This is a genomic window from Mycobacterium sp. 1423905.2 (assembly GCF_001673155.1).
GTDB lineage: Bacteria > Actinomycetota > Actinomycetes > Mycobacteriales > Mycobacteriaceae > Mycobacterium.
The window spans coordinates 1-21,971 of the sequence record NZ_LZLE01000263.1 but is presented as its reverse complement, the minus strand read 5'-3'; the positions used below and the strand labels follow the sequence as shown (position 1 = coordinate 21,971).

The window sequence follows — 21,971 nt, the reverse complement described above, 5'->3', positions numbered from 1 at the left end:
CGTCGAGCAAGACCTGGCGGGTAGCGTCCCGAACGGCGCCCGACCGAGCAGTATCCCTTTGGCGAGATACATTGTGGTGCTTGAGATTTCAACTGCTCCGGCAGCACTTACTTCTGCGCCATTCTTCGTCGATTCGTTGGCTGCCACGCCGATGACGTTAAGAAGCCGCGGGGAGCGGCCAATCTGTGCCCACGGGGTGGGTCTTTCTCGCTGATCACCAATTCACGGCGCACGAAGGAGTCCAGAGATACGGGCACCGGTGGCCTTGGTTGCAGCGAGCAGTCCGATCGGCGGTCGCGGTCCCGCGACGATCGTCGACAAGGCTGCTACAGCGCCGTTGCCCAGCGGAATCGCTACCGCGACACAGCTCATTCCCGCTATTAGCTCGCCTGCGTCGACTATGGGTGCGGTATAGCCCCGTTCGGTTTGGGCCCTCGCAGCCGCGCATCTGGGTGGTACCGGGGACCCGGGTTGGGCGATCACTCCTAACGGAACGCGAGCGTCCACCGAATCCAGGTACACCACCTCGCCGCCGATCATTGCGGACAACTGCACTGCGGCACCGGTGGCGGAGGCCAGTTCGGCGATCGGCCGCCGGGCGGCCACCCGCAATCGACTCTCAGCGCTCACCCGCGACGCCAACCCCAACAGGCTCGCGCCGAGCCGATAGCGGGTACCTTCGCGACTGACCGCCCCGACTGCAATCAACTGCTGAAGTAGTCGACGGACCGTCTCCCGCGGGATCCCGCTCACCTTCGCCAAGTCAAGCAGTCGCACTGGTTCCAGCGCACCTACGAGATCTAGCAGCTCAAATGCGCTCTCGACGACCCCGCGACCGTCGTGGTGAAATGAGCCGCCCGCCGCGCGCGCGCGCTCACCGAGGTCCATACGATCGGTCCTGCGATCCGACTCAGACTGGCCCACCACCGACCCCTTTATGATTGCTGTCGTCCACACCAACATCACGGCGTCGCCAGCATTCAACACGCGAACACCCGCGATCTATGCCCAGCGCGAAGAAGAGATACTCCTGTTCAGGATGATGTCGACCAAACCGTCTCAGACGCAGACGGTCCGAAGGGCTGCAATGTGGCCCGGGGCGGCCCTGCGAGAGGCGCTTTGCCAGCATCCGTGATTTGGCTAGGTATCCCATTAGCGCCGGGCGGCTGAGCAGACCATGACAGTACAGGCCATCGGCGGCAGGTAATGGCGACAGCATGAGCGGCATGCCATCAGGTGCGAGCACGTCTAAGTGGCCGACCAACGGATGCATGCCCGGCCGATACGTTGGTCGTTTCCCGTTGCGTGGCTAGGTGCTCGCGGCGCTTCGTGTCAGACGGAAGCCGCTGTGTCGCATGACTTGCGACTCTGTTAAGCGGCGCGTTGGCAGCAGTCATTGTGGGAAAGGTAATACTTGCGCGCCAATCTTGGCCCGAACCTGCGCCCGTCACGCCTATGACGTTAGGAAGGCACGGGGCAAGCGGCGAACCTACGCCCACTGAGTGGGTTTTTATGCGTCCGAATTCAGGGGTGTCATGCCGCGACGACCGTCGAGGCTGACGACGAGTGACGGTGAAACGCGGTCATCGCATCGGTAGCTTGGCCGTTGTAGATTCGACTTGCTTCATGAGATGCCTTCGCCAAGGTCCGACTGGATGGCACGTCGACCTTACGCTCGTGGGTGGCTCGGATGACGAAGCGGCCGGCGCCAAGCGGTGACGACGAGAGCGACGCCCCGCGGGAAGGCCCCACCGTTCGGGAGTACTGCAATGCCTCTAGCGAATCGCCAAGCGCCTACGCACGGATATTCTGGCTCAGAACGTTGGGGAAGGACGAGGTAAATCGCGCATGAGCACAGGGCAGATACGCGCCTATGCAGGAGACATCACGCCTCTCGAGGCATGGAAGCTACTTAGCGACAACCCCCGCGCCGTGTTGGTCGACGTCCGAACGGACGCCGAATGGAGGTTTGTCGGCGTGCCCGACCTCTCCAGCCTGGGCCGCGACGTGGTGTACATCGAGTGGGTTACGACCGACGGCAGGCCCAACCAAAACTTCGCCGCCGAGCTGAAGGAGCGGGTCCCGCCGGCGCAGGCCGACGAGGAGCGGCCGGTGGTATTCCTGTGCCGGTCCGGAAACCGCTCGATCGGTGCCGCCGAAGCCGCCACCGAGGCCGGGCTGGCGCCGGCTTATAACGTGCTGGACGGGTTCGAAGGGCATCTCGACGACCACGGCCACCGCGGGGTGGTCGGCTGGCGCGCCATCGGATTGCCGTGGAAGCAGGGATGACACGGGGATGACCGACGACGGTTCTGTGCGCAGGCCCAAGGCACTGCCGGATGGCGTCAGTCAGGCCACCATCGGCGTGCGTGGCGGGCTGTTGCGGTCGGGGTTCGACGAGACCGCCGAGGCGATGTTCCTCACGTCGGGCTACGTCTACCCGTCGGCCGGAGTGGCGGAGCAGTCGTTCACCGGCGAAGTCGATCACTTCGTCTACTCCCGCTACGGCAATCCGACCGTCACGATGTTCGAGGAGCGGTTGCGGCTGATCGAGGGAGCACCAGCCGCGTTCGCGACCGCCAGCGGGATGGCGGCCGTCTTCACTTCCCTGGGCGCGCTGCTGGGCGCGGGCGATCGGTTGGTCGCCGCGCGCAGCCTGTTCGGGTCGTGCTTCGTGGTGTGTAACGAAATACTGCCGCGCTGGGGCGTGGAGACGGTGTTCGTCGACGGCGATGATCTTTCGCAGTGGGAGCAGGCGCTGTCGGTGCCCACCCAGGCGGTCTTCTTCGAAACGCCGTCCAACCCCATGCAGTCGCTGGTGGACATCGCCGCCGTGTCCGAATTGGCTCATGCCGCCGGCGCGAAAGTGGTGCTGGACAACGTCTTCGCCACCCCGCTGTTGCAGCAGGGCTTTCCGCTCGGCGTTGATGTAGTGGTGTACTCCGGCACCAAGCACATCGACGGCCAGGGCCGGGTGCTGGGCGGTGCCATTCTTGGTGACAAGGAGTACATCGACGGCCCGGTGCAAAAGCTGATGCGCCACACCGGCCCGGCGATGAGTGCGTTCAATGCCTGGATATTGCTCAAAGGCCTGGAGACGCTGGCCGTTCGCGTGGACTACAGCAACGCCTCGGCGCAGCGCATCGCCGAGTTCCTCGAAGGCCATCCCGCGGTGCGCTGGGTGCGATACCCGTTCCTGCCGTCGCACCCGCAGCACGATCTGGCCAAGCGCCAAATGACCGGCGGTGGAACGGTTCTCACCTTCGAGCTGGACGCTGACGAAGGCGTCGCCAAGCAACGGGCCTTCGAGCTGCTGGACAAGTTGCAGCTGATCGACATATCCAACAACCTCGGTGACGCCAAATCCCTTGTCACGCATCCGGCTACCACGACACACCGGGCGATGGGCCCGGAGGGCCGCGCCGCCATCGGCTTGGGCGACGGCGTGGTCCGTATCTCGGTCGGACTGGAAGGTACCGACGATCTGATCGCCGACATCGACCAAGCGTTGAGCTAGCCGGCCGCCTTCTGTTCGGCGTGCTCGGCCTCTTCGGCTGCGGCCAGCGCCCCTTGCCCCTGGGTCTGCTGCATCCAGTTCGTCACCACCCGGGCGTAAATCATCTGGCTGGTGATGGCCATCTGCCCGCGGCTGCGACCCAGGAAGGAAATCACCCAGCTGAACAACGCGGCGATGCGGTTGCGGTAACCGACCAGGTAGTACAGGTGCAGCACCAACCACGCCAACCAGGCGATGAACCCGCCGAACTCGAACTTCCCGATCTGTGCGACGGCGCTGTACCGGGAGACGGTCGCCATGCTGCCTTTGTTGAAATAGTCGAAGGGCTTGCGGTTGGCCGGGTCATCCTGGCCCTTGACCGCCCGCTTGATGGTCTTGGTGGCGTAGTGCGCGCCCTGAATCGCACCCTGCGCCATGCCGGGGACGTCGGGAACCAGGGCGAGGTCGCCGATGACGAAGACATACGGGTGGCCCTTCACGGTGAGATCCGGCTCGACGATCACCCGTCCGGCGCGGTCGGTCTCGGTGCCGTCGGACTGCTCGGCGATCATCTTGCCCAGCGTGCTGGCCTGCACACCGGCGGCCCACACCTTGCATGCGCATTCGATGCGCCGTTCGCTGCCGTCCTTCTCTTTCACGGTGATGCCCTTGTAGTCGACGGCCGAGACCATGCCGTTGAGCTGGATTTCCACCCCCATCTTCTCCAGCCGTCGTTGCGCCTTCTGGCCCATTTTCTCTCCCATCGACGGCAGCACCGCCGGGGCGGCGTCGAGCAGGATGACGCGGCACTCGCTGGGCTTGATGGTGCGAAACGCCCCGGCCAGCGTGCGTTCAGCCAGCTCGACGATCTGGCCGGCCAACTCCACGCCGGTGGGTCCCGCGCCGACCACCACAAAGGTCAGCCGGCGTTCCCGCTCGGCCGGGTCGGTGCTCACCTCGGCGGCTTCGAACGCGCCCAGGATGCGGCCGCGCAGCTCCAGCGCGTCGTCAATGCTTTTCATGCCGGGCGCGAAGGTGGCGAATTCGTCGTTGCCGAAGTAGGACTGCTGGGAACCGGCGGCCACGATCAGGCTGTCGTACGGGGTCACCGTGTTCATGTCCATCAACTTCGACGTCACCGTCTGGTTCTTGAGGTCGATGTCGTTGACCTCACCCAGCAGGACCCGGATGTTCTTCTGTTTGCGCAGGATTAGGCGGGTGGTGGGGGCGATGTCTCCTTCGGACAAGATGCCGGTGGCCACCTGGTAGAGCAGGGGTTGGAATAAGTGGGTGGTCGTCTTGGAGATCAGGGTGACGTCCACGTCGGTCCGCTTCAACGCCCGGGCGGCGTTCAGGCCACCGAATCCGCTACCGATGATGACGACGTGATGGCGCTTGTTGGTGGTCGACAGTTCGCTGGATGGGGCCGACATACTTCTTCCCTTTCTCCGGTCCGTCTGGTCTCACACTCTGCGCAGCGCATACCCACCCTATGACTCGGCTAGGCCAACGTCTTCAGCCGGCGGAATGTGTGGGGGACGGTCCGGGGCCTTGCGGGTGAAGCACGATCCCCGTCAACGGCTGACGGCGGTTGCGTCAGTGACCGCCGCCGCCAGTGCTGCCGCCGCCGCCCCCTCCGCCGGTGCTGCCGCCTCCGCCAGTGCTGCCGCCTCCGCCGGTGCTGCCGCCTCCGCCGGTGCTGCCGCCTCCGCCGGTGCTGCCGCCTCCGCCGGTGCTGCCGCCGCCGGTGCTGCCGCCGCCTCCGCCGATTGTGCCGCCACCGGGAGCACTACCGGGTCCACCAGGTGCGCCGCCACCGGGACCGCTGGGTGCGCCGCCGCCGGGTGCATCACCGGGTCCTCCTGGTGCGCCGCCGGGGCCGCTTCCCGGTCCACCGGGCGCGCCACCCGGTGCGCCGGGGCCGCTTCCTGGTCCGTTAGGTCCGCCGGGGTGGTAGGGGCCGCCGGGACCGCCAGACCCACCGGGATGCCCGGGATGCCCGGGGTGGTATCCCGGTATGCCGTTTCCCGGGAGGGGCTCATTGGGATAAGGAATGACGTCCGGATCGGGTAGCGGGGAGTCGTCGTGACAGCTGAACGGATTGAGGTTCGGTCCCCATGCGGGATCCCAGAAGTCGCCCGGACACCAGTGCGGTGGCGGGCCGGGATCGCCTTGCGCCTCGCCGGCGACGCCCACGCCAACTAACCCGAAGCCCGCGGCTATCACGGCTATTGAAGCTGCCCAGTGTATGTAGCGTCCCATAACCATCTTTTTACTTAGGCTAACTGTATGTGCGCCTATCGGCACCCGAAAGATTGCTGTGTGTTCAGCGTCGGCCGCGAGAAGTCGCGGCACGGGTGAGGGTTTGATCGTCGACGCAGCCGAACTTGTTCCTAGCGCCGCCAGGTCTGCCCGACCGGGCCTGACCTCATCCGATCGACAACACACTTCCCGAGCCTGACGGCAGCACTATTTCGCGGGCATTTCTTATCTCGGCACTGACGGTGTTTCGCGGGAGTTTGTGCGAGTCAAGTCGATTCGCTGACTTTGCCGCCAGCATCGATTAAGCTCACGCCGTACCGAAGAGACCGAGGGGCGAACCAGTTGGAAATACTTGTCACCGGGGGCGCAGGCTTCCAGGGAAGTCATCTATCCGAGTCGCTATTGGCCAACGGGCATTGGGTCACCGTCCTGAATACGTCATCGAAGAGCGCGACCCGGAACACGAATGACTTTCGTTCGCACGAACGAGCGGCCTTTATTTCCGGTTCGGTGACCGATGGAGAAACGGTCCATCGCGCGGTACGCGAGCACCACGTCGTTTTTCATCTGGCCGCGAATATCAATGTCGACCAATCTCTCGGTGATCCAGAAAGCTTCCTCGAAACCAACGTCATGGGTACCTACCGAGTGTTAGAGGCGGTCCGGCGCTACAAGAATCGGTTGATTTATGTGTCGACCTGCGAAGTGTACGGCGACGGCCACAATCTGCAGGAGGGCGAACGCCTCGACGAGACAGCGGAGCTGAGGCCGAACAGCCCTTACGGCGCCTCCAAGGCAGCGGCCGATCGGTTGTGTTACTCCTACTACCGCTCGTATGGTCTGGACGTCACAATTGTTCGGCCATTCAACATCTTCGGCGTCCGCCAGAAAACCGGCCGATTCGGTGCCCTGATTCCACGACTCGTCCGGCAGGCCATCAACGGCGAAAACCTCACGATCTTCGGCGACGGTTCGGCGACACGCGATTATCTGTACGTAAGCGATATCGTCAATGCCTACAACCTGGTGTTGCAAAACACCGCGCTGCGCGGACAAGCGATCAATTTCGCGAGCGGCACAGACACCCAGGTGAAAGATATCGTCGAGTACATCGCTGAAAAGTTCGACGCCAAGATCACCCGATGTGACGCACGCGCCGGCGAAGTCGCCCGTTTTCCCGCCAATATCGACCTCGCCAAGAGCATCGGGTTCAAACCGGAAGTCGATATCTGGGAGGGCATCGACCGCTATATCCAATGGGCGAAGGATCAGCCGCAGTACGCCTACGAACATGACGGATACAGCGGCGCGTTGTCTCCGCGGTGATCACCGCGATTGTGGCCTTCCGGGAAAACGTGCGTGGCGTGTCGAGGGAGCAAGGAACATCAAGTGAACAGTCCGGCTGAAACGTCAGCGTGCGGAGACTCGTTCGATGATGAATGTCTGACGTCGCTGCGCGCGCGGGTCGACGCGTGGACCGCGCATGACGCGCTGGCGCAGTTGGTTGCGATGTTCGGCGGGGCATTCCCGCGGCACGATGATCTCGCCGCCCGGCTGGCCTCCCTGGACGAGTTCAGTGAGGTGTGGGATTACCGGGGCCGGACGAGGGCACGTCCGAGCGGGGAGCAGGTGCAGTCCCAAGACGCCGGCGGCGGAGCACGCTGGATGATCCCACGTCTGGACCTGTCGGACTGGCAGCTGGACACCATCACGACGCTGGCCCAACAGCTGGGCCTCACCGATGAGTCTTCGCCCAGCGGAACAACATTCGACTACCTCTTGGTGATCGGCACCGGACGTTACTCCAACATGCTTCGGGCCCGATGGGCGCGGGAACTGGCTGCCCAGTACCGCATTGGTCATATCGTCCTGGCCGCCGCTTCTCGGCGGCTGTTGCCGTCGGAAGCGGACGCGGTCGCGTCTTGCGCCCCCGGCGCGCGTACCGAATTCGATCTGCTGGCGGCCGCCGCGGCCGACGCGTTCGGCGTGGATACCCGCGAAGTGGTGCAGCGTGGGCAGCAGCGAGTCAGCGACCCGCATCGGGGCGAAATGGTCTGGCGCTTCGGCGAAGACAGCAATGACCTCGGGCTGCCGATCACACTGCTCGAGGCTCCGTCGCCGGACCCTAACAACCGCCGCGCCACCTCCGCGGACACCTTTGCCTTCACCGCCCAGACACTGGACATGCGGCACTCGAGTTGTCTACTGGTGACCGGTCAGCCATTCGTGCCCTATCAGAACTTCGACGCGCTGCGCACTCTGACGCTGCCGTTCGGAATTCGCATCGAGACGGTGGGATTCGGCATCGACCGCTACGAAGGACTGCACGAGATGGACCTGCAGCACCCCGCCAAACTGCTGCAAGAAGTCCGCTCGACGATTCGGGCCGGCCGCAGTCTGCTGGAACGGGTCGAGGCCTACCAGCGGACAGCTCCGGCGTAGGTCGCCCACCATCAATCGGCTGCGGTGATCGTGCATGGTGTGGCGGGCGGATAACTGCCCGAGACGGCGCGCAACTGCCCGGGCGGCGGCCAGGGCCGCAGCCCCATGTTGCCCAGGTAGCGCAGCGGGTTGACGTGTGCGCGCCGCACCCGCGTCTCGAAATGCAGGTAACCGTCAGCTGATTGGTCCTCCCGGCCGAGGCTGCCGATCTGGGTTCCCGCGCATATCCGATCACCCACGGCGATGTGTCTGGCCTCGCCGGGCCGAAACACGTAGCGGACCTCGGTATCGCCGTCCGAGATGATCACCGAGTAAAGGTGATCGAGTTCGCCTGCGAAGCAGACGGTTCCGGATATGGCGGCGTAGATCGGGCTGCCGGGATCAGCGGCGAAGTCGACGCCGGGATGGAAACCGTCGGCACGCGGCCCGTATCCGCGGCCGATGGCGCGCGGCTCCGCCTCGATCGGCAGCCGTGGCGTTGGCTCGGTGCGGTCGAACTCGCCGCGTACCCGCCGGCGGTAATCCGCTTTGAGCAGATCGACCTCGTCGAGTGCGTAACCGAACAACAGGGACCGGTCATATGCCACACCGAAGTTGTGCCGAAAATCCGGATCGAGCCGCATGTAGTGCCCGACGCGCGAGATCCGTTCTTCCAGCGTCGACCAGCCGTTGTGCGTCAAGCGGATTCCGTCGAGTTGCCCTATCCGACCGTGATCGGTGATATTGGCCGGCCAATGCGAGTTGTGCATCAACTTGGGTCCCGCGTACAGACCCGGGTACCAACGCCAGAACGGCCCACGCATCGCCTCGGCGGTGCCCATCACCGGCACCATATCCGGGTATTCCGGATCGTCCCAGCGGGACACCATGGGACACATCAGCGCCGCCACGTCGTCCGGGGTGCGCGCGAGCACCTCGCGGATGTCGATGTCGATTTGGAAAATCCAGTCCGCGTCGACCATCACCATCCAGTCCGGGCGACAGAAATCCGCCATCCGGTACAGCAGGTCCAGCCCGGTGGACTCGGGTATCAACCACGGTGTCGGCGGGAGATCTTGCCGAGCGCGAACAACATTGGTGACCGCCGGGTGGTTTGCCAAGATCGCAGCGGTGTCGTCGGTGCTGCGGTCGTCGATCGCGTAGATCTCGTCGCAGAAGGTGGCCAGCGAGTCCAAGGTCGCAGCCAAGGTCTTCCCGGCATTGTGGGCGCGTGTTACCGCCAGTATCCGCATCGTGGTGCCCGCTAGGCCGGGTGCATCACGCGAGAACCGACGTGTAATAGCTGGGCTTGTCGGACGGCGCGACGTAATGACCAGGCATCGCGGCCACGCGGTGATCGGCCAGCAGCTGCGCGGACGTAGTCCCCACCGATCGCCACCCGTGGTTGGCGAGGTATTCGGGAGCTTCGCTGCGGGCCCCGGAATAGTTCAGCGACCAGATATCCAAATCGAATCCATGCTCGCGCCAGTTGCGTGTCGCACTGCGGATGATCTCTTCGACCCGCCCAGAGTCCGATGACCCGACGAACGTCTCCATGGCCATCCGGCTGGCCGGGGCACTGAGCTTGGTCACGTTGTCCAGCAGCCGATCCTGGGCTTCCGGAGGCAGATAACCGAACAGTCCTTCGGCAATCCAGGCGGTGGGCAGCGCCGGGTCGAATCCGCTACGCAGCAACGCGGCCGGCCAGTCGTGGCGCAGGTCGGCCGGCACCATCCTCAGGTGCGCCGTCGACTCAGCACCCAGCTGCGCCAACGTTTCGGCCTTGAACTGCAGCACATGGGGCTGGTCGATCTCATACACCGTGGTGCCCGGCGGCCACGGCAGTCGATAGCCGCGCGCGTCGAGACCCGAGGCCAGGATCACCGCCTGCCGAATCCCGGCGGCGGTCGCGTCGGCAAAGAATTGATCGAAGTAGCGAGTGCGAGCCACCAACTCGGTCGTCATTCGCTGCAGGCCCCAAGCCGCTTCGGGCTCGTCGACGTCGGACGCGCACAGGTCTCCGCTGGCCCACCTGATGAGGAACTCGATGCCCACCGCGCGGACCAACGGCTCGGCGAACCGGTCCTCGATCAACGGCTGGGCCGAATTGGTAGCCCTGGCACGGCCCGCCGCCACCAGCGTCGCGGTCGCGCCGACATGACTGGTCAGATCCCAGCTGTCGTCGTCTCTACGCATCACGATCCTCTCCGGGATCAAGAATCGCATACCACCAGCGTGCTCAGTGACACTTTTTTCTCGCTTTGAGTCAGGGCTGCGCCGCGCGGGTGCCGCCGCTGATGAAGACGGTGTCATCGTCTGCAGCGGGCACATCCAGGCCGCTGCGCCGGAACAATTCGGCCAGCGGCACGCCCTGCACCTGCCAACCTCTGGAGCCGAGGTAGTCGAGGACGTGGTGGCGCGGGCCGGTGTAGACCAACGAGGCCAAGTCGACGTCGACACCATGGTCGCGGAACGGGTCGGATATGGTCCGTGCTCGCTCCGCGCTGAAATCAACGACACTGGATACGAATTCGGTCGCTATCCTGCTCTCCGGCGCGCTGAGTGCGGTGATGTTGTCGAACAGCTGGTCCTGGTCTTGCGGCTTCAGATAAATCAGTAACCCCTCTGCCAGCCACGCCGTCGGTGCTGCCGAATCGAGGCCCGCGGCTTGCAAAGCCGTCGGCCAATCGGCGCGCAAGTCGACGGCTACGGCGCGTCGAGCAGCGGAGGGTTCGGCGCCCAGGTGGGCCAAGGTGGTCGTCTTGAATTCCAGGACTTGCGGTTGGTCGATCTCGTACACCACAGTCCCGGCCGGCCACGGCAGACGGTAGGCTCGGGCGTCCAACCCGGCGGCGAGGATCACCACTTGCCGAATCCCCGCGTCGGTGGCGTTGAGTACGTAGTCGTCGAAATACTTGGTGCGGACGGCGTTTCCGTCAACCATCGCGCGCGCCACGGTCGGTGAGACGTCTGCGATCGCCGACATGTCGAGTTCGCCGTCCATCATCTTGGTGAAGAAATCCAGCCCCACCGCGCGGACCAGAGGCTCGGCGAACGGGTCGTGGATCAATCCGCGCGGATCTTTGGTGGCCATCGCGCGCCCGGCCGCGACAATGGTCGCGGTGACGCCGACGCCAGAGGACAGGTCCCAGTTGTCGTCGTCGGTGCGGGGCATCAGGTCTCCTTATTGGCGTCGGAACAGGCGCCCATGCTGGCTACAGAACCACGCGAGGTCCCCGTCCGGTCCGCGGACGAAGTTGGATCGACTGCCGGTCGGCTTGTTGTCGGCTCCGAGGTCGAGTCCATAGTCGAGCCGGTAGAAGGCTAGTCCCAGTTTTTCGCTCTGCTGGCCATCCGGGTCGCCGACCCACATGCTGCCAGCGAGCTGCCCGTCCCGTGCCTGGAAGTCGATGACCGTTTGCTCGATGCGGCCATCCTGGGCGACTTGCTCGGCGATGTACCGGCCCTCGTATGGCGACAGCTCGGCGGCGGCAAGGTGTTGTGGCGTGGCGGGCAGGTTGGTGACTCCGGCGAACCTGTGCAACGCCCAGTCGCAGGCGAAAAGGTCGTTGATCAGATGGAAACCGCCGTCAGAGTTGGTCAGCACGGTCATGGCGAAGTCGCGCTGTGGCACCATGAAGAAGCCAGAGCGTTGCCCCTTCCAGGTGCCGCCGTGCTCGACAATGGTCACATTCTCCGCGGACGGCCGCAGCATCCAGGTCACGCCCATCCCGGTCAGCTCGACCCAGAGTGTTCCGCCCGCGCCGGGGTTCGAGCGCATTTCCTCCAACGATTGCCGGCTCAGCAGCTTCTCACCGTTCGGCGTTCTGCCGTCACCGAGGTGAAACCGCGCGTAGCGCAGCTGATCTCGCGCGGTGGACATCAACCCGCCGGTGGGGTTGCAGCTGCGTGGGAATGGCCAGAAGTCAGGTTCCACAATGGCTTTCCCGTCGACCACACTATGGGCTGCCGCCACCTTCATACCGATGATCCGTTCGGTGAAGTAGCGGGTGTGAGCCAGCCGCAGCGGGTCGATCACCAGCTCATGCACCACAGCCTCGTAGGTCGTTCCGGCGATAAGCTCGATGATGCGGCCTGCCACCACCAGACCCGCATTGTTGTACGCGAACGTGGTTCCCGGAGGAGTCAGCTGCGGTAACCGTGTCATCGCCCTGACGTAGCGTGCCACCGCGTCATCACCGCGGCCGAAGTCCTGCCCATTGCGGCCATCCCAGCCTGCGGTGTGGTTGAGCAGTTGGCGCACGGTCACCGTGGCGCTCGCTTCTTCGGAGGCTACCGCGAACTCGGGGAGGTAGCGGCGCACCGGTGCATCCAGGTCCACTTTGCCCTGCTCGACCAGCCGCATCATCACGGTCCCGGTGAATGTCTTTGTCGTCGAGCCGATTCGGAAGACGGTGTCACCGTCGACAGGCAACGGATGGTCGACGTTGGTGACCCCGAACCCCTTGACGTATTCGTGACCGCCCACCCAGACGGCGACCGCGACGCCCGGAATGGCATAGGCCTGCATTCCCGCGGTTATCTTGGCGTCGAGTTCGTCGAACGCTGCGCCAAGGTCTGCGCCGTGAGTGGTGTGCCCGGGCTGCGCCGGGCTATGTGGGCCAGCCGCTGGCATTCTCTTTGTACTTGCCGTTGAGCGCGACGCAGAAGTCAGACGCGGTGCCCGCGAGCATGATGTAGTAGGTCTCGCCGCCGCGGCTGTTGAACGACGTGGGGGTGTTCCACCCGCTGTTGCACATCGACGTTTCATTGCCTGCGTTGGCCCGGCGCCAGTTGGTCTTGGCGCAGGTGGTGAGGGCCTCGATATCTGGCTTGGCGGTTTTCCCCGCCACCAACATCGCGCCGCCCCACAGGCCATCGTTGCGTCGGAACGCCCGCGCCGCGAATCCGGCGTTGTTGTTCTGACAGTTCAGCGCCCGGCGCAACAGCGAAAACGGCGCGGAAAGCTGAGGATTCGCGGTCGACGCCGCGGCGTTGATGAAGGCGGCGGCATCGTTGCCGTCCACCTCTTGAACACTCGGATTGCCCAAGGTGGCCAGCTGCTGCGCGAGCTGCCCTCCGCCGCCGCCACCGATGACCGGACCAGCGTTGGTGGGCGTCATTGCCGGCAAGGTCACCGGGTCGGCGGCTGCGGTGGGCGCGGCCAAGCCGCTTAGCAGCACCGCGCAGGCGGCGACTCGAACTCTCAACCCAGTGGCCATAGCGGTTAAATGCCTAACTCCTTGGCGATGATCGTCTTCATGATCTCATTGGTCCCGCCGTAGATCGTCTGAATGCGCGCATCGACGAAGGCCCGCGACACTCGGTACTCCCGCATGTAGCCGTACCCGCCGTGCAGTTGCAGGCACCGGTCGGCGGTGCGCACCTGCAGGTCGGTGGTCCACCACTTCAGCTTCGCCGCGCGGCCGGCAGTCAGTTCACCCACCAGATGCTGCGCCAGGCAGTCGTCGAGATAGGTTCGGGCAACGTCTAATTCGGTCGCCAGCTCGGCAAGCACGAATTGGCTGTTTTGGAAGCTGCCGATCGGAGCGCCGAACGCTTTGCGCTCCCGCACATACTCGAGGGTCTCGGCCAGAATGCCCTCCGCTGCGGCCACCGCACCGATTCCCAGGGCCAGTCGCTCCTGCGGAAGATTGCGCACCAGCTGGTAGAAGCCGTCCCCTTCGGCGCCGAGCAGGTTGGACACCGGCACCCGCATGTCGGTGAAGCTCAGTTCGCTGGTGTCCTGGGCGTGCAGGCCGATCTTCTCCAACTTGCGGCCCCGCTCGAATCCCGGGGTGTCGGCTTCGACGACCAGAAGCGACAGGCCCTTGTGCCGGTCCGGTGAGGTCCGGGCGGCGATGACGAACAGGTCGCCGCTCTGCCCGTTGGAGATGAACGTCTTAGCACCGTTGACCACGTAATGGTCGCCGTCTCGCACCGCCGTCGTGCGGATCCCCGCCAGGTCGCTGCCCGCGCCGGGCTCAGTCATGCCGATCCCTAGGACGGTCTCGCCCGTCACCACACCGGGTAGCCAACGCTGTTGTTGTTCCGGCGTCGTCAGATCGGTCAGATAGGGCAGGACCACATCGTTTTGCAGGGTGAAGGCGATGGCCTCTGCGGCCGCCCCGCCTCGCTGCAGTTCGTCCATCACGATGGCGTTGTATCGGAAGTCGTCGACACCCGGGCCGCCGAACCGCTCGGGCACCGAGATACCCAGCAAGCCAAGCTTTCCTGCTTCGATGAACAATGAGCGGTCCCACTGGCCGTCCCGTTCCCACTTCTCGTGCGCCGGAAGCACGCTTCGCTGGACGAAGTCGCGCACCAGCTCCCGAAACTGGTGATGCTCGGCGGTGTAGGCGACGGCCATCAGCGGAAAGCGTTGCTACCGGTGAACGCCTGGCCCAGCACCAACTGGTGCATCTCCGGTGTGCCCTCGTACGTGAGCACCGACTCCAGGTTGACCATGTGCCGGATCACCGGATACTCCAGCGATATCCCGTTGCCACCCAATATGGTTCGCGCTGTCCGGCAGATCTTCAGGGCTTCGCGGGTGTTGTTGAGCTTGCCGAAGCTCACCTGCTCCGGACGCAGGCCGACGCTGTCTTTGAGCCGACCCAGGTGCAGCGACAGCAGCTGGCCTTTATGCAGTTCGACCGCCATGTCGACCAATTTCGCCTGGGTCAACTGGAATCCCGCGATCGGACGACCGAACTGGGTGCGCTGCGTCGCGTAGTCCAGCGCCGCCTGCCACGCCGACCGGGCCGCTCCCATCGAACCCCAGATGATCCCGTAGCGCGCCTCGGACAAGCAGGACAACGGTCCCCGCAAGCCCTTTCCCTCGGGCAGCATCGCGTCGGCCGGCAACCGCACATCGTCGAGCACCAATTCGCTGGTGATCGACGCCCGCAACGACAACTTGTGGTGAATGGTGTTCGCGGCGAATCCCGATGTGTCGGTCGGCACGACGAAACCGCGCACGCCGTCGTCGGTCGCGGCCCAGACCACCGCGACGTCGGCAATCGAGCCGTTGGTGATCCACATCTTGCGACCGTTGAGCACCCAGTCCGAGCCGTCTCGTCGCGCCCGCGTCTTCATCGCCGCGGGATCCGAGCCGGCGTCGGGTTCGGTCAACCCGAAGCAGCCCAGTAGGTCCCCGGCGGCCATGCCCGGCAGCCACTGCTGTTTTTGTTCCTCGGAGCCGAACTTCCAGATGGCGAACATGGCCAGCGAGCCCTGCACCGAGACCATCGAGCGCACGCCGGAATCGGCGGCCTCTAATTCGGTGCAGGCCAAGCCGTAGTGCACCGCCGAGGCTCCGCCGCACCCGTAACCCTCCAGATGCATGCCCAGCAGCCCCAACTCGCCGAATTGCTTCGCCAATTCCCGCGCGAACGGCAGGTCACCTTCTTCGAACCATTCCGCGACGTACGGGGTGACGTTTTCGGCGCAGAATTTTCTGACGGTGTCGCGGACCGCAATCTCGTCATCGGACAGCGATGCGTCCAGGCCCAGCGGGTCCTGCGCGTCGAACGCGGGCGGTGTGTTGGTGCTCATGCTCCCATCCTGCCCTGCCCCGGTAATCTCGCTGCATGCAACCACGGCGGGGGCAGACGTGGCCGGCCTGGCTGATGACCGACGTCGTCGCCGTCATGGTTTTCTGCGCGGCCGGGCGCCGCAGTCATGACGAAGGACTGAATGTCAGCGGCGTCGTGTCGACGGCTTGGCCGTTCCTGACCGGGACCGCTGTGGGCTGGCTGGCGGCGCGCGGCTGGCGACGGCCCACCGCCGTGGCGCCCACCGGAGTCATCGTGTGGGTCTGCACCGTGGTGGTCGGCATGGTGCTGCGCAGATTGACCTCCGCCGGGGTGGCGGCAAGTTTCATCGTGGTCGCGTCCTCGGTCACCGCGCTGCTGCTGCTCGGTTGGCGAGCGGCGCTCGGGTTGGCGCGACGGCGTCGTTGATGGTGCGGACGGACGGCGACACCTGGGGGCCGGCCACCGGCGTGGGCATGACCGCCACGTTCGGCGCGGCCGCTCGGGCGGTGGCGACGAACCAGGGGCTGCTCAACGATCCGTTCGCCGAGGCGCTGGTGCGGGCCGTCGGAGTGGAGTACTTCACTCGGGTGATCGACGAGGAACGCTATGCCGGCGATGGGGGTGACAACCCGCTGATCGCGGGGATACTCCGCGTTCTGGGATTGCATGCGCGGTTCGTGGACGAGTTCCTGGCCGACGCTTACCAAGCGGGCCTTCGTCAGGTCGTAGTCCTGGCCTCTGGCTTGGACACGCGACCGTATCGGCTCTGGTGGCCGCGAGGGACCACGGTCTATGAGATCGACCAGCCCAACGTCCTGGACTTCAAGACGCAGTTGCTGCGCAAGCTGGGTGCCAAGCTGAGCGTCAACCGTTGCGCGGTGGGCATCGATCTGCGTCAGGACTGGCTTTCCGGGCTGCGGCGGGTCGGCTTCGATGACGCCCAACCCACCGTCTGGGTCGCCGAGAACCTCTTCGTGGGCTACCTGCCGCCCGATGCCCAGGACCGGTTGCTGCATAACGTCACGGAGGTGAGTGCCCCCGGCAGCCGGCTGACCGCCGACCACATGCCCACCTGGACGGCGGCTCAGCTGCGCGAAGGGCAGGCCTTCGTCGACCACTGGCGCCGGCACGGCGTCGATATCGATCTGTCCAGGCTGACCTACGCCGCGGAGTTCAACTCCGTGCCGGAATTGCTGGCGGCCAACGGTTGGCAGACGTACGAGCAGACCGTCGTCGAGCTGCTCGAAACCATCGGGATGGCGGGCAATCCGCAAATCAGCCCTCGCCGAGCCGAGATCTCACCGCGCTATGTGACCGCCACCAGGATGGGCGGCCGGAATGCATCCCGGCCGTAGACGTTAGACATTGACGTGATGCCCGGATCCAGCCAATCCGCCCCGGCGGCCCAGCTGCGGTTCGTCCCCGCAGCGCTGGACGATCCACTGGCCCAGCCGTTGTTGGCTGAGTTGGCCGCGGAGTACGCCCAGCGATACGACAGCTCAGCGCCCACGGTGCTGGCCTGGTTGACCGACAACCCCGGCGACGAATTCGCGCCTCCGCACGGTGGCATGCTCATCGGCCTGCTGGACGGGCGCCCGGTCACCGGCGGCGGGTTCAAACGCTACGACGCCCACACCGCGGAATTGAAGCGCATCTGGACCGACAGCGGACACCGTCGCCGCGGCTTCGCGCGTGCGTTGCTCACCGAGTTGGAGGCCGAGATAACCGCCCGCGGTTACCGCAAGATCTATCTGATGACCGGCAATCGCCAACCCGAGGCCGAGGAGCTGTACGAGGCGACCGGATACACCCGCCTGCCCGAACCGCTGCCCAGCAACGGACCGGTGTTCCCGATCGCCTTCGTCAAGGACTTGCGATGACCCCCAACCTGCACCTAGCGGTCGCGCTCGACGGATTCGGCTGGGATCCGCACGCCTGGCGGCCGACCGTGGCTTCCGGCATCGATCCCACCGCGATGCTCACCGGCCGGTACTGGGCCGAGCTGGCGGTCACCGCCGAGCGGGGCCTGCTCGACTTCCTCACCATCGACGACTCGTTGATGCCGCAGGTGGGACGCAGCTCGCGGCTTCATCCGGATCGGCTGACCGGACGCGCCGATGCCGTATTGACCGCAGCGCGCATCGCACCGGTCACCCGACACATCGGCCTGGTCCCGGTCGCCACGGTCACCCACACCGAACCGTTCCACGTCTCCAAATCCATTGCCACGCTTGATTTCGTCTCGCACGGCCGAGCGGGTTGGCAGCCGCGGGTCAGCGCGACCCCGTATGAAGCGGCGCTGTTCGGGCGGCGTTCGATCGACCCGTCGGAGCTGTTCGACGAGGCACGCGACGTCGTCGAGGTGGTACGCAGGCTATGGGACAGCTGGGAAGACAACGCGGTGATCCGCGACGTGAGCACGGGGCGCTACATCGATCGGGACAAGTTGCACTACGTCGATTTCACCGGCAAGTATTTCTCGGTCAAGGGGCCGTCCATCACTCCGCGGCCGCCCCAAGGTCAGCCGGTGGTGGCCGCGCTCGCGCACGCGGGACCGATCTATGAGTTCGCCGCTGCCAGCGCCGACGTCGTCTTCATCACGCCCACCGACGACTCGCAGGTGCGCACCATCGTCGACGAAGTTCACACCGCCGGCGGTCGGCACTTAAAAATCTTCGCCGACGTGGTCGTTTCCTTCCGAGGCGACACCGACTTCCGTTCCGACGCATTGGTCTTCGGCGACAGTCCAGCGCAACTCGTGGAAATGCTGTTGTCCTGGCAGCGGCACGGCATCCACGGTGTCCGCCTGCGTCCGGCCGTCAACGTCGCCGACTTCCCGGTAATCGTCGACGAGGTGGTGCCATTGCTGCAGCGGGCGGGCTGCTTCCGGTCCGGCTACGTCGATGGAGAAACGCTGCGCCAGCGGCTGGGCCTGCCGGTCGCGGCGAATCGCTATGTGGGAGCGGACAAATGAGCCCTGTACCGCTGTCCATTCTGGACCTGTCGCCGATCAGCGCCGGCAGTGACGCGGCGGCCGCACTGCGCAACACCATCGACCTGGCCCAGCATGCCGAGCGGTGGGGTTTTCGCCGTTATTGGGTGGCCGAACATCACTTCGTCGGTGTCGCCAGCTCGGCGCCTGCGGTGCTGATCGGTCAGATAGCCGCCGCTACCAATAACATTCACGTGGGGGCGGCCGCGGTTCAGCTCGGGTACACCACCGCCGTCGCCGTCGTCGAGAGCTTCGGCATGCTGGATGCGTTCTACCCGGGCCGTATCGATCTAGGTGTCGGCCGCTCCGGACAGCGCCGCTCGGACGACAACAAACCGAAGAAGCCGAGAACCCCACGGCCGCCGCGGCAATGGCATGAGGTGGACGGCGTGGTGGTTCCCACCCCGTTCGATCTGCGCGGCCTGCTCGATCTCGACCGGCTGCAGGCCACCATGGCGATCTTGCAGCAGCCTGAGGCAGTGTCCCCGGACTTCGCCGAGCAGGTCGGGGACATCGTCGCGCTGCTGGACGGGCGCTACCGCGCCGGTGAATTCGACGTGCACGCCGTGCCCGGCGAGCACGCCCGGTTGGCCCCGTGGATCTTCGGCAGCACCCGCGGCCAGAGCGCGCAGGTCGCCGGGGCGATGGGGTTGCCGTTCGTCGCGAGCTACCACATCACCCCCGCCACCGCGCTCGAGGCGATCGAGGCGTACCGCAATGCCTTTACGCCGTCTCAGACGCTAGAGCGACCCTACGTCGTGGTGTCGGCGGACATCGTCGTCGCCGAGGACAGCGCCGCCGCCCGCCGGCTGGCCGGCAGTTACGGCCATTGGGTGTACTCCATTCGCACCGGCGTGGGCGCCATGCCCTACCCGGATCCCGCCGACTGCCCGCCGCTGACCGACGAACAGTATGCACTGGTAAAAGACCGGCTGGCAACGCAATTCGTCGGCAACCCGGACGAGGTCGCCGAGCGACTGCACGCCCTGCAACGGGTTGCCGGCGCCGACGAACTGGTCGTCACCTCGGTTACTCACCGGCACGAAGACCGGCTGCGTTCGCATGAATTGATCGCCCGGCGTTGGGGGTTGACCTGTTGAACCGCAAACCCATTCATCTGGCCGCCCACTTCCCGGGGGTGAACAACACGACCGTGTGGACTGACCCCAGCGCGGGCAGCCAGATCGAGTTCGACTCCTTCGTCCACCTCGCCCGCACCGCCGAACGCGGCCTGTTCGACTTCTTCTTCCTGGCCGAAGGGCTACGTCTCCGCGAACACCGCGGCAGGATTCACGACCTCGATGTCGTCGGGCGCCCGGACACCTTCACCGTGCTCGCCGCGCTGGCCGGTGTCACCGAGCGGCTCGGGCTCACCGGGACCATCAACACCACCTTCAACGAACCCTTCGAGGTGACAAGGCAATTCGCCACCCTGGACCACCTGTCCGGTGGCCGGGCCGGATGGAACATAGTGACCTCCTCGGACGCCTTCACCGGCGCGAACTTTCGGCGCGGCGGGTTCTTGTCCCACGCCGACCGCTACGTGCGAGCCGAGCAATTCCTCGCCGTGGCCCGTGAGTTCTGGGACAGTTGGGCACCCGACGCGGTGCTGGCCGACGTCGCCGGCGGTGTGTACGTCAACGCCGAAGGGATCCGCAGTGTCGAACACCGCGATGCGCAGTTCGACGTGCGCGGGTTCGCGACGCTCCCGGCCGGCCCGCAGGGTCACCCAGTGTTGTTGCAGGCCGGTGACTCCGACGAAGGCCGGGCGTTCGGCGCCCGGCACGCCGACGCCTTGTTCACCTTGCACGGGTCACTCGAAGACGGCCAGCGCTACTATGCCGACGTCAAGGGCCGTGCCAAGGCTTACGGCCGAGACCCCGACCAGCTCAAGGTGTTTCCTGCTGCGACATTCGTGCTCGGTGACAGCGACGCCGAAGCGCACGACAAGGCGCGCCACATACGTTATCAACAAGTCAGCGGCGCGACGGCGATCGCAATGCTCGAGCAGGTGTGGGGCCGGGAGCTTTCCGATTACGACCCCGACGGTCCGCTGCCCGACTTCGATCCGGTCGTCGACAGCACCATCACCCAAGGCCGGGTCCGCCACGGCGACCCGGTTGCGGTGGCCCGCCGCTATCGGGAACGCGCCGAGGCCGAAAACCTGTCGATCCGGGAGCTGGTAATCGCCGTCACCAGCAGGCACCAGTTCGTCGGCAGCGCCGCCCACATCGCCGACGAGATCGACCGCTACGTACAGGCCGACGCGTGTGACGGGTTCATCATGGTGCCGCACCTGACGCCGCACGGGCTCGACGAATTCGTCGACGACGTGGTCCCGCTGCTGCAGGAGCGCGGCGCCTTCCGCACCGAATACACCGGCGAGACGCTGCGCGATCACCTGGGGTTAACGCGCTAGGGCCAGCGCCGCCTCCGTGGCCTCGCGGATCGGTCCGCGCCACAGCTGGCCGTGACCGGGAACCAGCACGTCGCTGTCCACCTCAGCCAGCGCGGACAGAGTGTGGATGCAGTCCTGCTGGCTGTAACTGAAGATGGCCGGCAGCAATTGCGGTCCGCGGTGACGCAACAGCGGGTGGCCGGTGATCAGCGCATCGCCGCTGACTAGGACGCCGTCGACCAGATAGGAGCAGTGCCCGTTGGTGTGACCGGGGCTGAAGACGGCCTCGGGCCGCCCCGGCAGGCCGGCGGCCACCTCGGCGGTCAGCGGCTGAGTGCTGGGGATGCCGTCGCGGATCAGCCCGCCGCTGCGGACCACGTGCGCGGTCCATACCGCCCAGCGGGGACGCCAAATGCGAAGGGCCACATCGATTGTCGACACTTGTTCTAGATAGTCGCGTTTGGCGTGGCCCACTTCGCGGGGATGGCAGTACACCGGAGTGCCGTGCTCGCTGGCGAACCAGATGGCCGAGCCGAGGTGGTCGATGTGGGCGTGGGTCAACAGAATGGCGCGCACATCGCCGGGTTGATATCCCAGCCGGCGCAGCGACCCGAGCACTTCCTCGCGATCACCGGGATAGCCGGCGTCGATCAGCAGGACGCCGGTGTCGTCGGTGACCAAGGTCCAGTTGACCGCATGGCCTTGGACGAGGTGAACGGTGTCGGTGACTTGGACTAGCTCCGCCATGCCCGCGATTTTAGGAGCGATCGCCAGCGCGGCGAAGCCGGGCGCAGCGGGTCGCGACTTTTTGGGCGGAGCGATCGCCAGCGCGGCGAAGCCGGGCGCAGCGGGTCGCGACCGTGA

Annotated in this window: 21 protein-coding genes and 1 riboswitch; of the genes, 10 read left to right on the top strand and 11 right to left on the bottom strand. The window is 65.5% G+C overall.

Annotation, left to right across the window (positions count from 1 at the left end; all coding sequences use genetic code 11):
• Positions 1–222 precede the first annotated feature (222 nt).
• Positions 223–888, bottom strand: a complete 666-nt coding sequence (locus A9W95_RS17440) for a helix-turn-helix domain-containing protein (RefSeq protein WP_067415347.1) — start codon at positions 886–888, stop codon at positions 223–225.
• Positions 889–1,622: 734 nt separating this feature from the next.
• Positions 1,623–1,734: riboswitch (SAM riboswitch) on the top strand.
• A gap of 114 nt (positions 1,735–1,848) precedes the next feature.
• Here A9W95_RS17440 and A9W95_RS17430 point away from each other — a divergent pair.
• Both A9W95_RS17430 and A9W95_RS17425 read left to right on the top strand, forming a co-directional pair.
• On the top strand, positions 1,849–2,289 hold the full coding sequence (locus A9W95_RS17430; RefSeq protein ID WP_067415338.1) for a rhodanese-like domain-containing protein: 441 nt from the start codon (positions 1,849–1,851) through the stop codon (positions 2,287–2,289).
• Positions 2,290–2,296: 7 nt separating this feature from the next.
• Complete coding sequence (locus A9W95_RS17425) at positions 2,297–3,517, top strand: O-succinylhomoserine sulfhydrylase (protein ID WP_067415334.1); 1,221 nt, start codon at positions 2,297–2,299, stop codon at positions 3,515–3,517.
• Here the strand turns inward: A9W95_RS17425 and A9W95_RS17420 are convergent.
• Both A9W95_RS17420 and A9W95_RS27530 read right to left on the bottom strand, forming a co-directional pair.
• Positions 3,514–4,929, bottom strand: a complete 1,416-nt coding sequence (locus A9W95_RS17420) for an NAD(P)/FAD-dependent oxidoreductase (protein WP_067415331.1) — start codon at positions 4,927–4,929, stop codon at positions 3,514–3,516. The two genes, A9W95_RS17425 and A9W95_RS17420, sit on opposite strands and share 4 nt — an antisense overlap.
• A gap of 141 nt (positions 4,930–5,070) precedes the next feature.
• A complete protein-coding gene (locus tag A9W95_RS27530) occupies positions 5,071–5,538 on the bottom strand; it encodes a hypothetical protein (protein WP_067415328.1) in 468 nt (155 codons plus the stop codon).
• A gap of 562 nt (positions 5,539–6,100) precedes the next feature.
• Between A9W95_RS27530 and A9W95_RS17410 the strand changes: the two genes are divergently transcribed.
• Positions 6,101–7,084 carry an NAD-dependent epimerase/dehydratase family protein gene (locus A9W95_RS17410; protein WP_067415327.1) on the top strand — a complete coding sequence of 328 codons (984 nt, stop codon included), beginning with the start codon at positions 6,101–6,103 and terminating at the stop codon, positions 7,082–7,084.
• A gap of 63 nt (positions 7,085–7,147) precedes the next feature.
• Entirely contained in the window at positions 7,148–8,200 is a 1,053-nt protein-coding gene (locus tag A9W95_RS17405) for a hypothetical protein (RefSeq protein ID WP_067415325.1), read from the top strand.
• 11 nt (positions 8,201–8,211) lie between these two features.
• Here A9W95_RS17405 and A9W95_RS17400 read toward each other — a convergent pair whose 3' ends face one another.
• The 7 genes from A9W95_RS17400 to A9W95_RS17370 all read right to left on the bottom strand — a co-directional run bounded on the left by A9W95_RS17400 (position 8,212) and on the right by A9W95_RS17370 (position 15,736).
• A complete protein-coding gene (locus A9W95_RS17400) occupies positions 8,212–9,432 on the bottom strand; it encodes a peptidoglycan DD-metalloendopeptidase family protein (RefSeq protein ID WP_067415323.1) in 1,221 nt (406 codons plus the stop codon).
• Positions 9,433–9,457: 25 nt separating this feature from the next.
• On the bottom strand, positions 9,458–10,378 hold the full coding sequence (locus A9W95_RS17395; protein ID WP_067415426.1) for a class I SAM-dependent methyltransferase: 921 nt from the start codon (positions 10,376–10,378) through the stop codon (positions 9,458–9,460).
• 67 nt (positions 10,379–10,445) lie between these two features.
• Positions 10,446–11,354, bottom strand: coding sequence for a class I SAM-dependent methyltransferase (locus tag A9W95_RS17390; RefSeq protein WP_067415319.1), 909 nt, complete (start codon positions 11,352–11,354; stop codon positions 10,446–10,448).
• 9 nt (positions 11,355–11,363) lie between these two features.
• A complete protein-coding gene (locus tag A9W95_RS17385; protein WP_067415316.1) occupies positions 11,364–12,815 on the bottom strand; it encodes a serine hydrolase in 1,452 nt (483 codons plus the stop codon).
• Positions 12,793–13,401, bottom strand: coding sequence for a hypothetical protein (locus A9W95_RS17380; RefSeq protein ID WP_067415314.1), 609 nt, complete (start codon positions 13,399–13,401; stop codon positions 12,793–12,795). Before A9W95_RS17380 ends, A9W95_RS17385 begins: the two co-directional genes overlap by 23 nt.
• Positions 13,402–13,406: 5 nt before the next feature.
• Positions 13,407–14,549 carry an acyl-CoA dehydrogenase family protein gene (locus A9W95_RS17375; protein ID WP_067415312.1) on the bottom strand — a complete coding sequence of 381 codons (1,143 nt, stop codon included), beginning with the start codon at positions 14,547–14,549 and terminating at the stop codon, positions 13,407–13,409.
• A complete protein-coding gene (locus tag A9W95_RS17370) occupies positions 14,549–15,736 on the bottom strand; it encodes an acyl-CoA dehydrogenase (RefSeq protein WP_067415309.1) in 1,188 nt (395 codons plus the stop codon). The genes A9W95_RS17375 and A9W95_RS17370 overlap by 1 nt, the downstream gene beginning before the upstream one ends.
• 35 nt (positions 15,737–15,771) lie before the next feature.
• Between A9W95_RS17370 and A9W95_RS17365 the strand changes: the two genes are divergently transcribed.
• The 6 genes from A9W95_RS17365 to A9W95_RS17340 are packed head-to-tail and all read left to right on the top strand — an operon-like array spanning position 15,772 to position 21,128.
• Positions 15,772–16,143 (top strand): DUF3054 domain-containing protein, encoded by a 372-nt coding sequence (locus A9W95_RS17365; RefSeq protein ID WP_067415306.1) that lies wholly within the window; start codon positions 15,772–15,774, stop codon positions 16,141–16,143.
• Positions 16,143–17,072 carry a class I SAM-dependent methyltransferase gene (locus A9W95_RS26935; protein WP_067415304.1) on the top strand — a complete coding sequence of 310 codons (930 nt, stop codon included), beginning with the start codon at positions 16,143–16,145 and terminating at the stop codon, positions 17,070–17,072. Before A9W95_RS17365 ends, A9W95_RS26935 begins: the two co-directional genes overlap by 1 nt.
• An 18-nt stretch (positions 17,073–17,090) precedes the next feature.
• Positions 17,091–17,597 carry a GNAT family N-acetyltransferase gene (locus tag A9W95_RS26930; RefSeq protein WP_067415302.1) on the top strand — a complete coding sequence of 169 codons (507 nt, stop codon included), beginning with the start codon at positions 17,091–17,093 and terminating at the stop codon, positions 17,595–17,597.
• Entirely contained in the window at positions 17,594–18,691 is a 1,098-nt protein-coding gene (locus A9W95_RS17350) for an LLM class flavin-dependent oxidoreductase (protein WP_067415300.1), read from the top strand. Before A9W95_RS26930 ends, A9W95_RS17350 begins: the two co-directional genes overlap by 4 nt.
• Positions 18,688–19,809, top strand: a complete 1,122-nt coding sequence (locus A9W95_RS17345) for an LLM class flavin-dependent oxidoreductase (RefSeq protein ID WP_067415297.1) — start codon at positions 18,688–18,690, stop codon at positions 19,807–19,809. The genes A9W95_RS17350 and A9W95_RS17345 overlap by 4 nt, the downstream gene beginning before the upstream one ends.
• Positions 19,806–21,128 carry an NtaA/DmoA family FMN-dependent monooxygenase gene (locus A9W95_RS17340; RefSeq protein WP_067415294.1) on the top strand — a complete coding sequence of 441 codons (1,323 nt, stop codon included), beginning with the start codon at positions 19,806–19,808 and terminating at the stop codon, positions 21,126–21,128. Before A9W95_RS17345 ends, A9W95_RS17340 begins: the two co-directional genes overlap by 4 nt.
• On the opposite strand, the gene A9W95_RS17335 is transcribed toward A9W95_RS17340, so the two are convergent.
• Positions 21,117–21,854 (bottom strand): MBL fold metallo-hydrolase, encoded by a 738-nt coding sequence (locus A9W95_RS17335; RefSeq protein WP_067415425.1) that lies wholly within the window; start codon positions 21,852–21,854, stop codon positions 21,117–21,119. The two genes, A9W95_RS17340 and A9W95_RS17335, sit on opposite strands and share 12 nt — an antisense overlap.
• Positions 21,855–21,971: the final 117 nt, after the last annotated feature.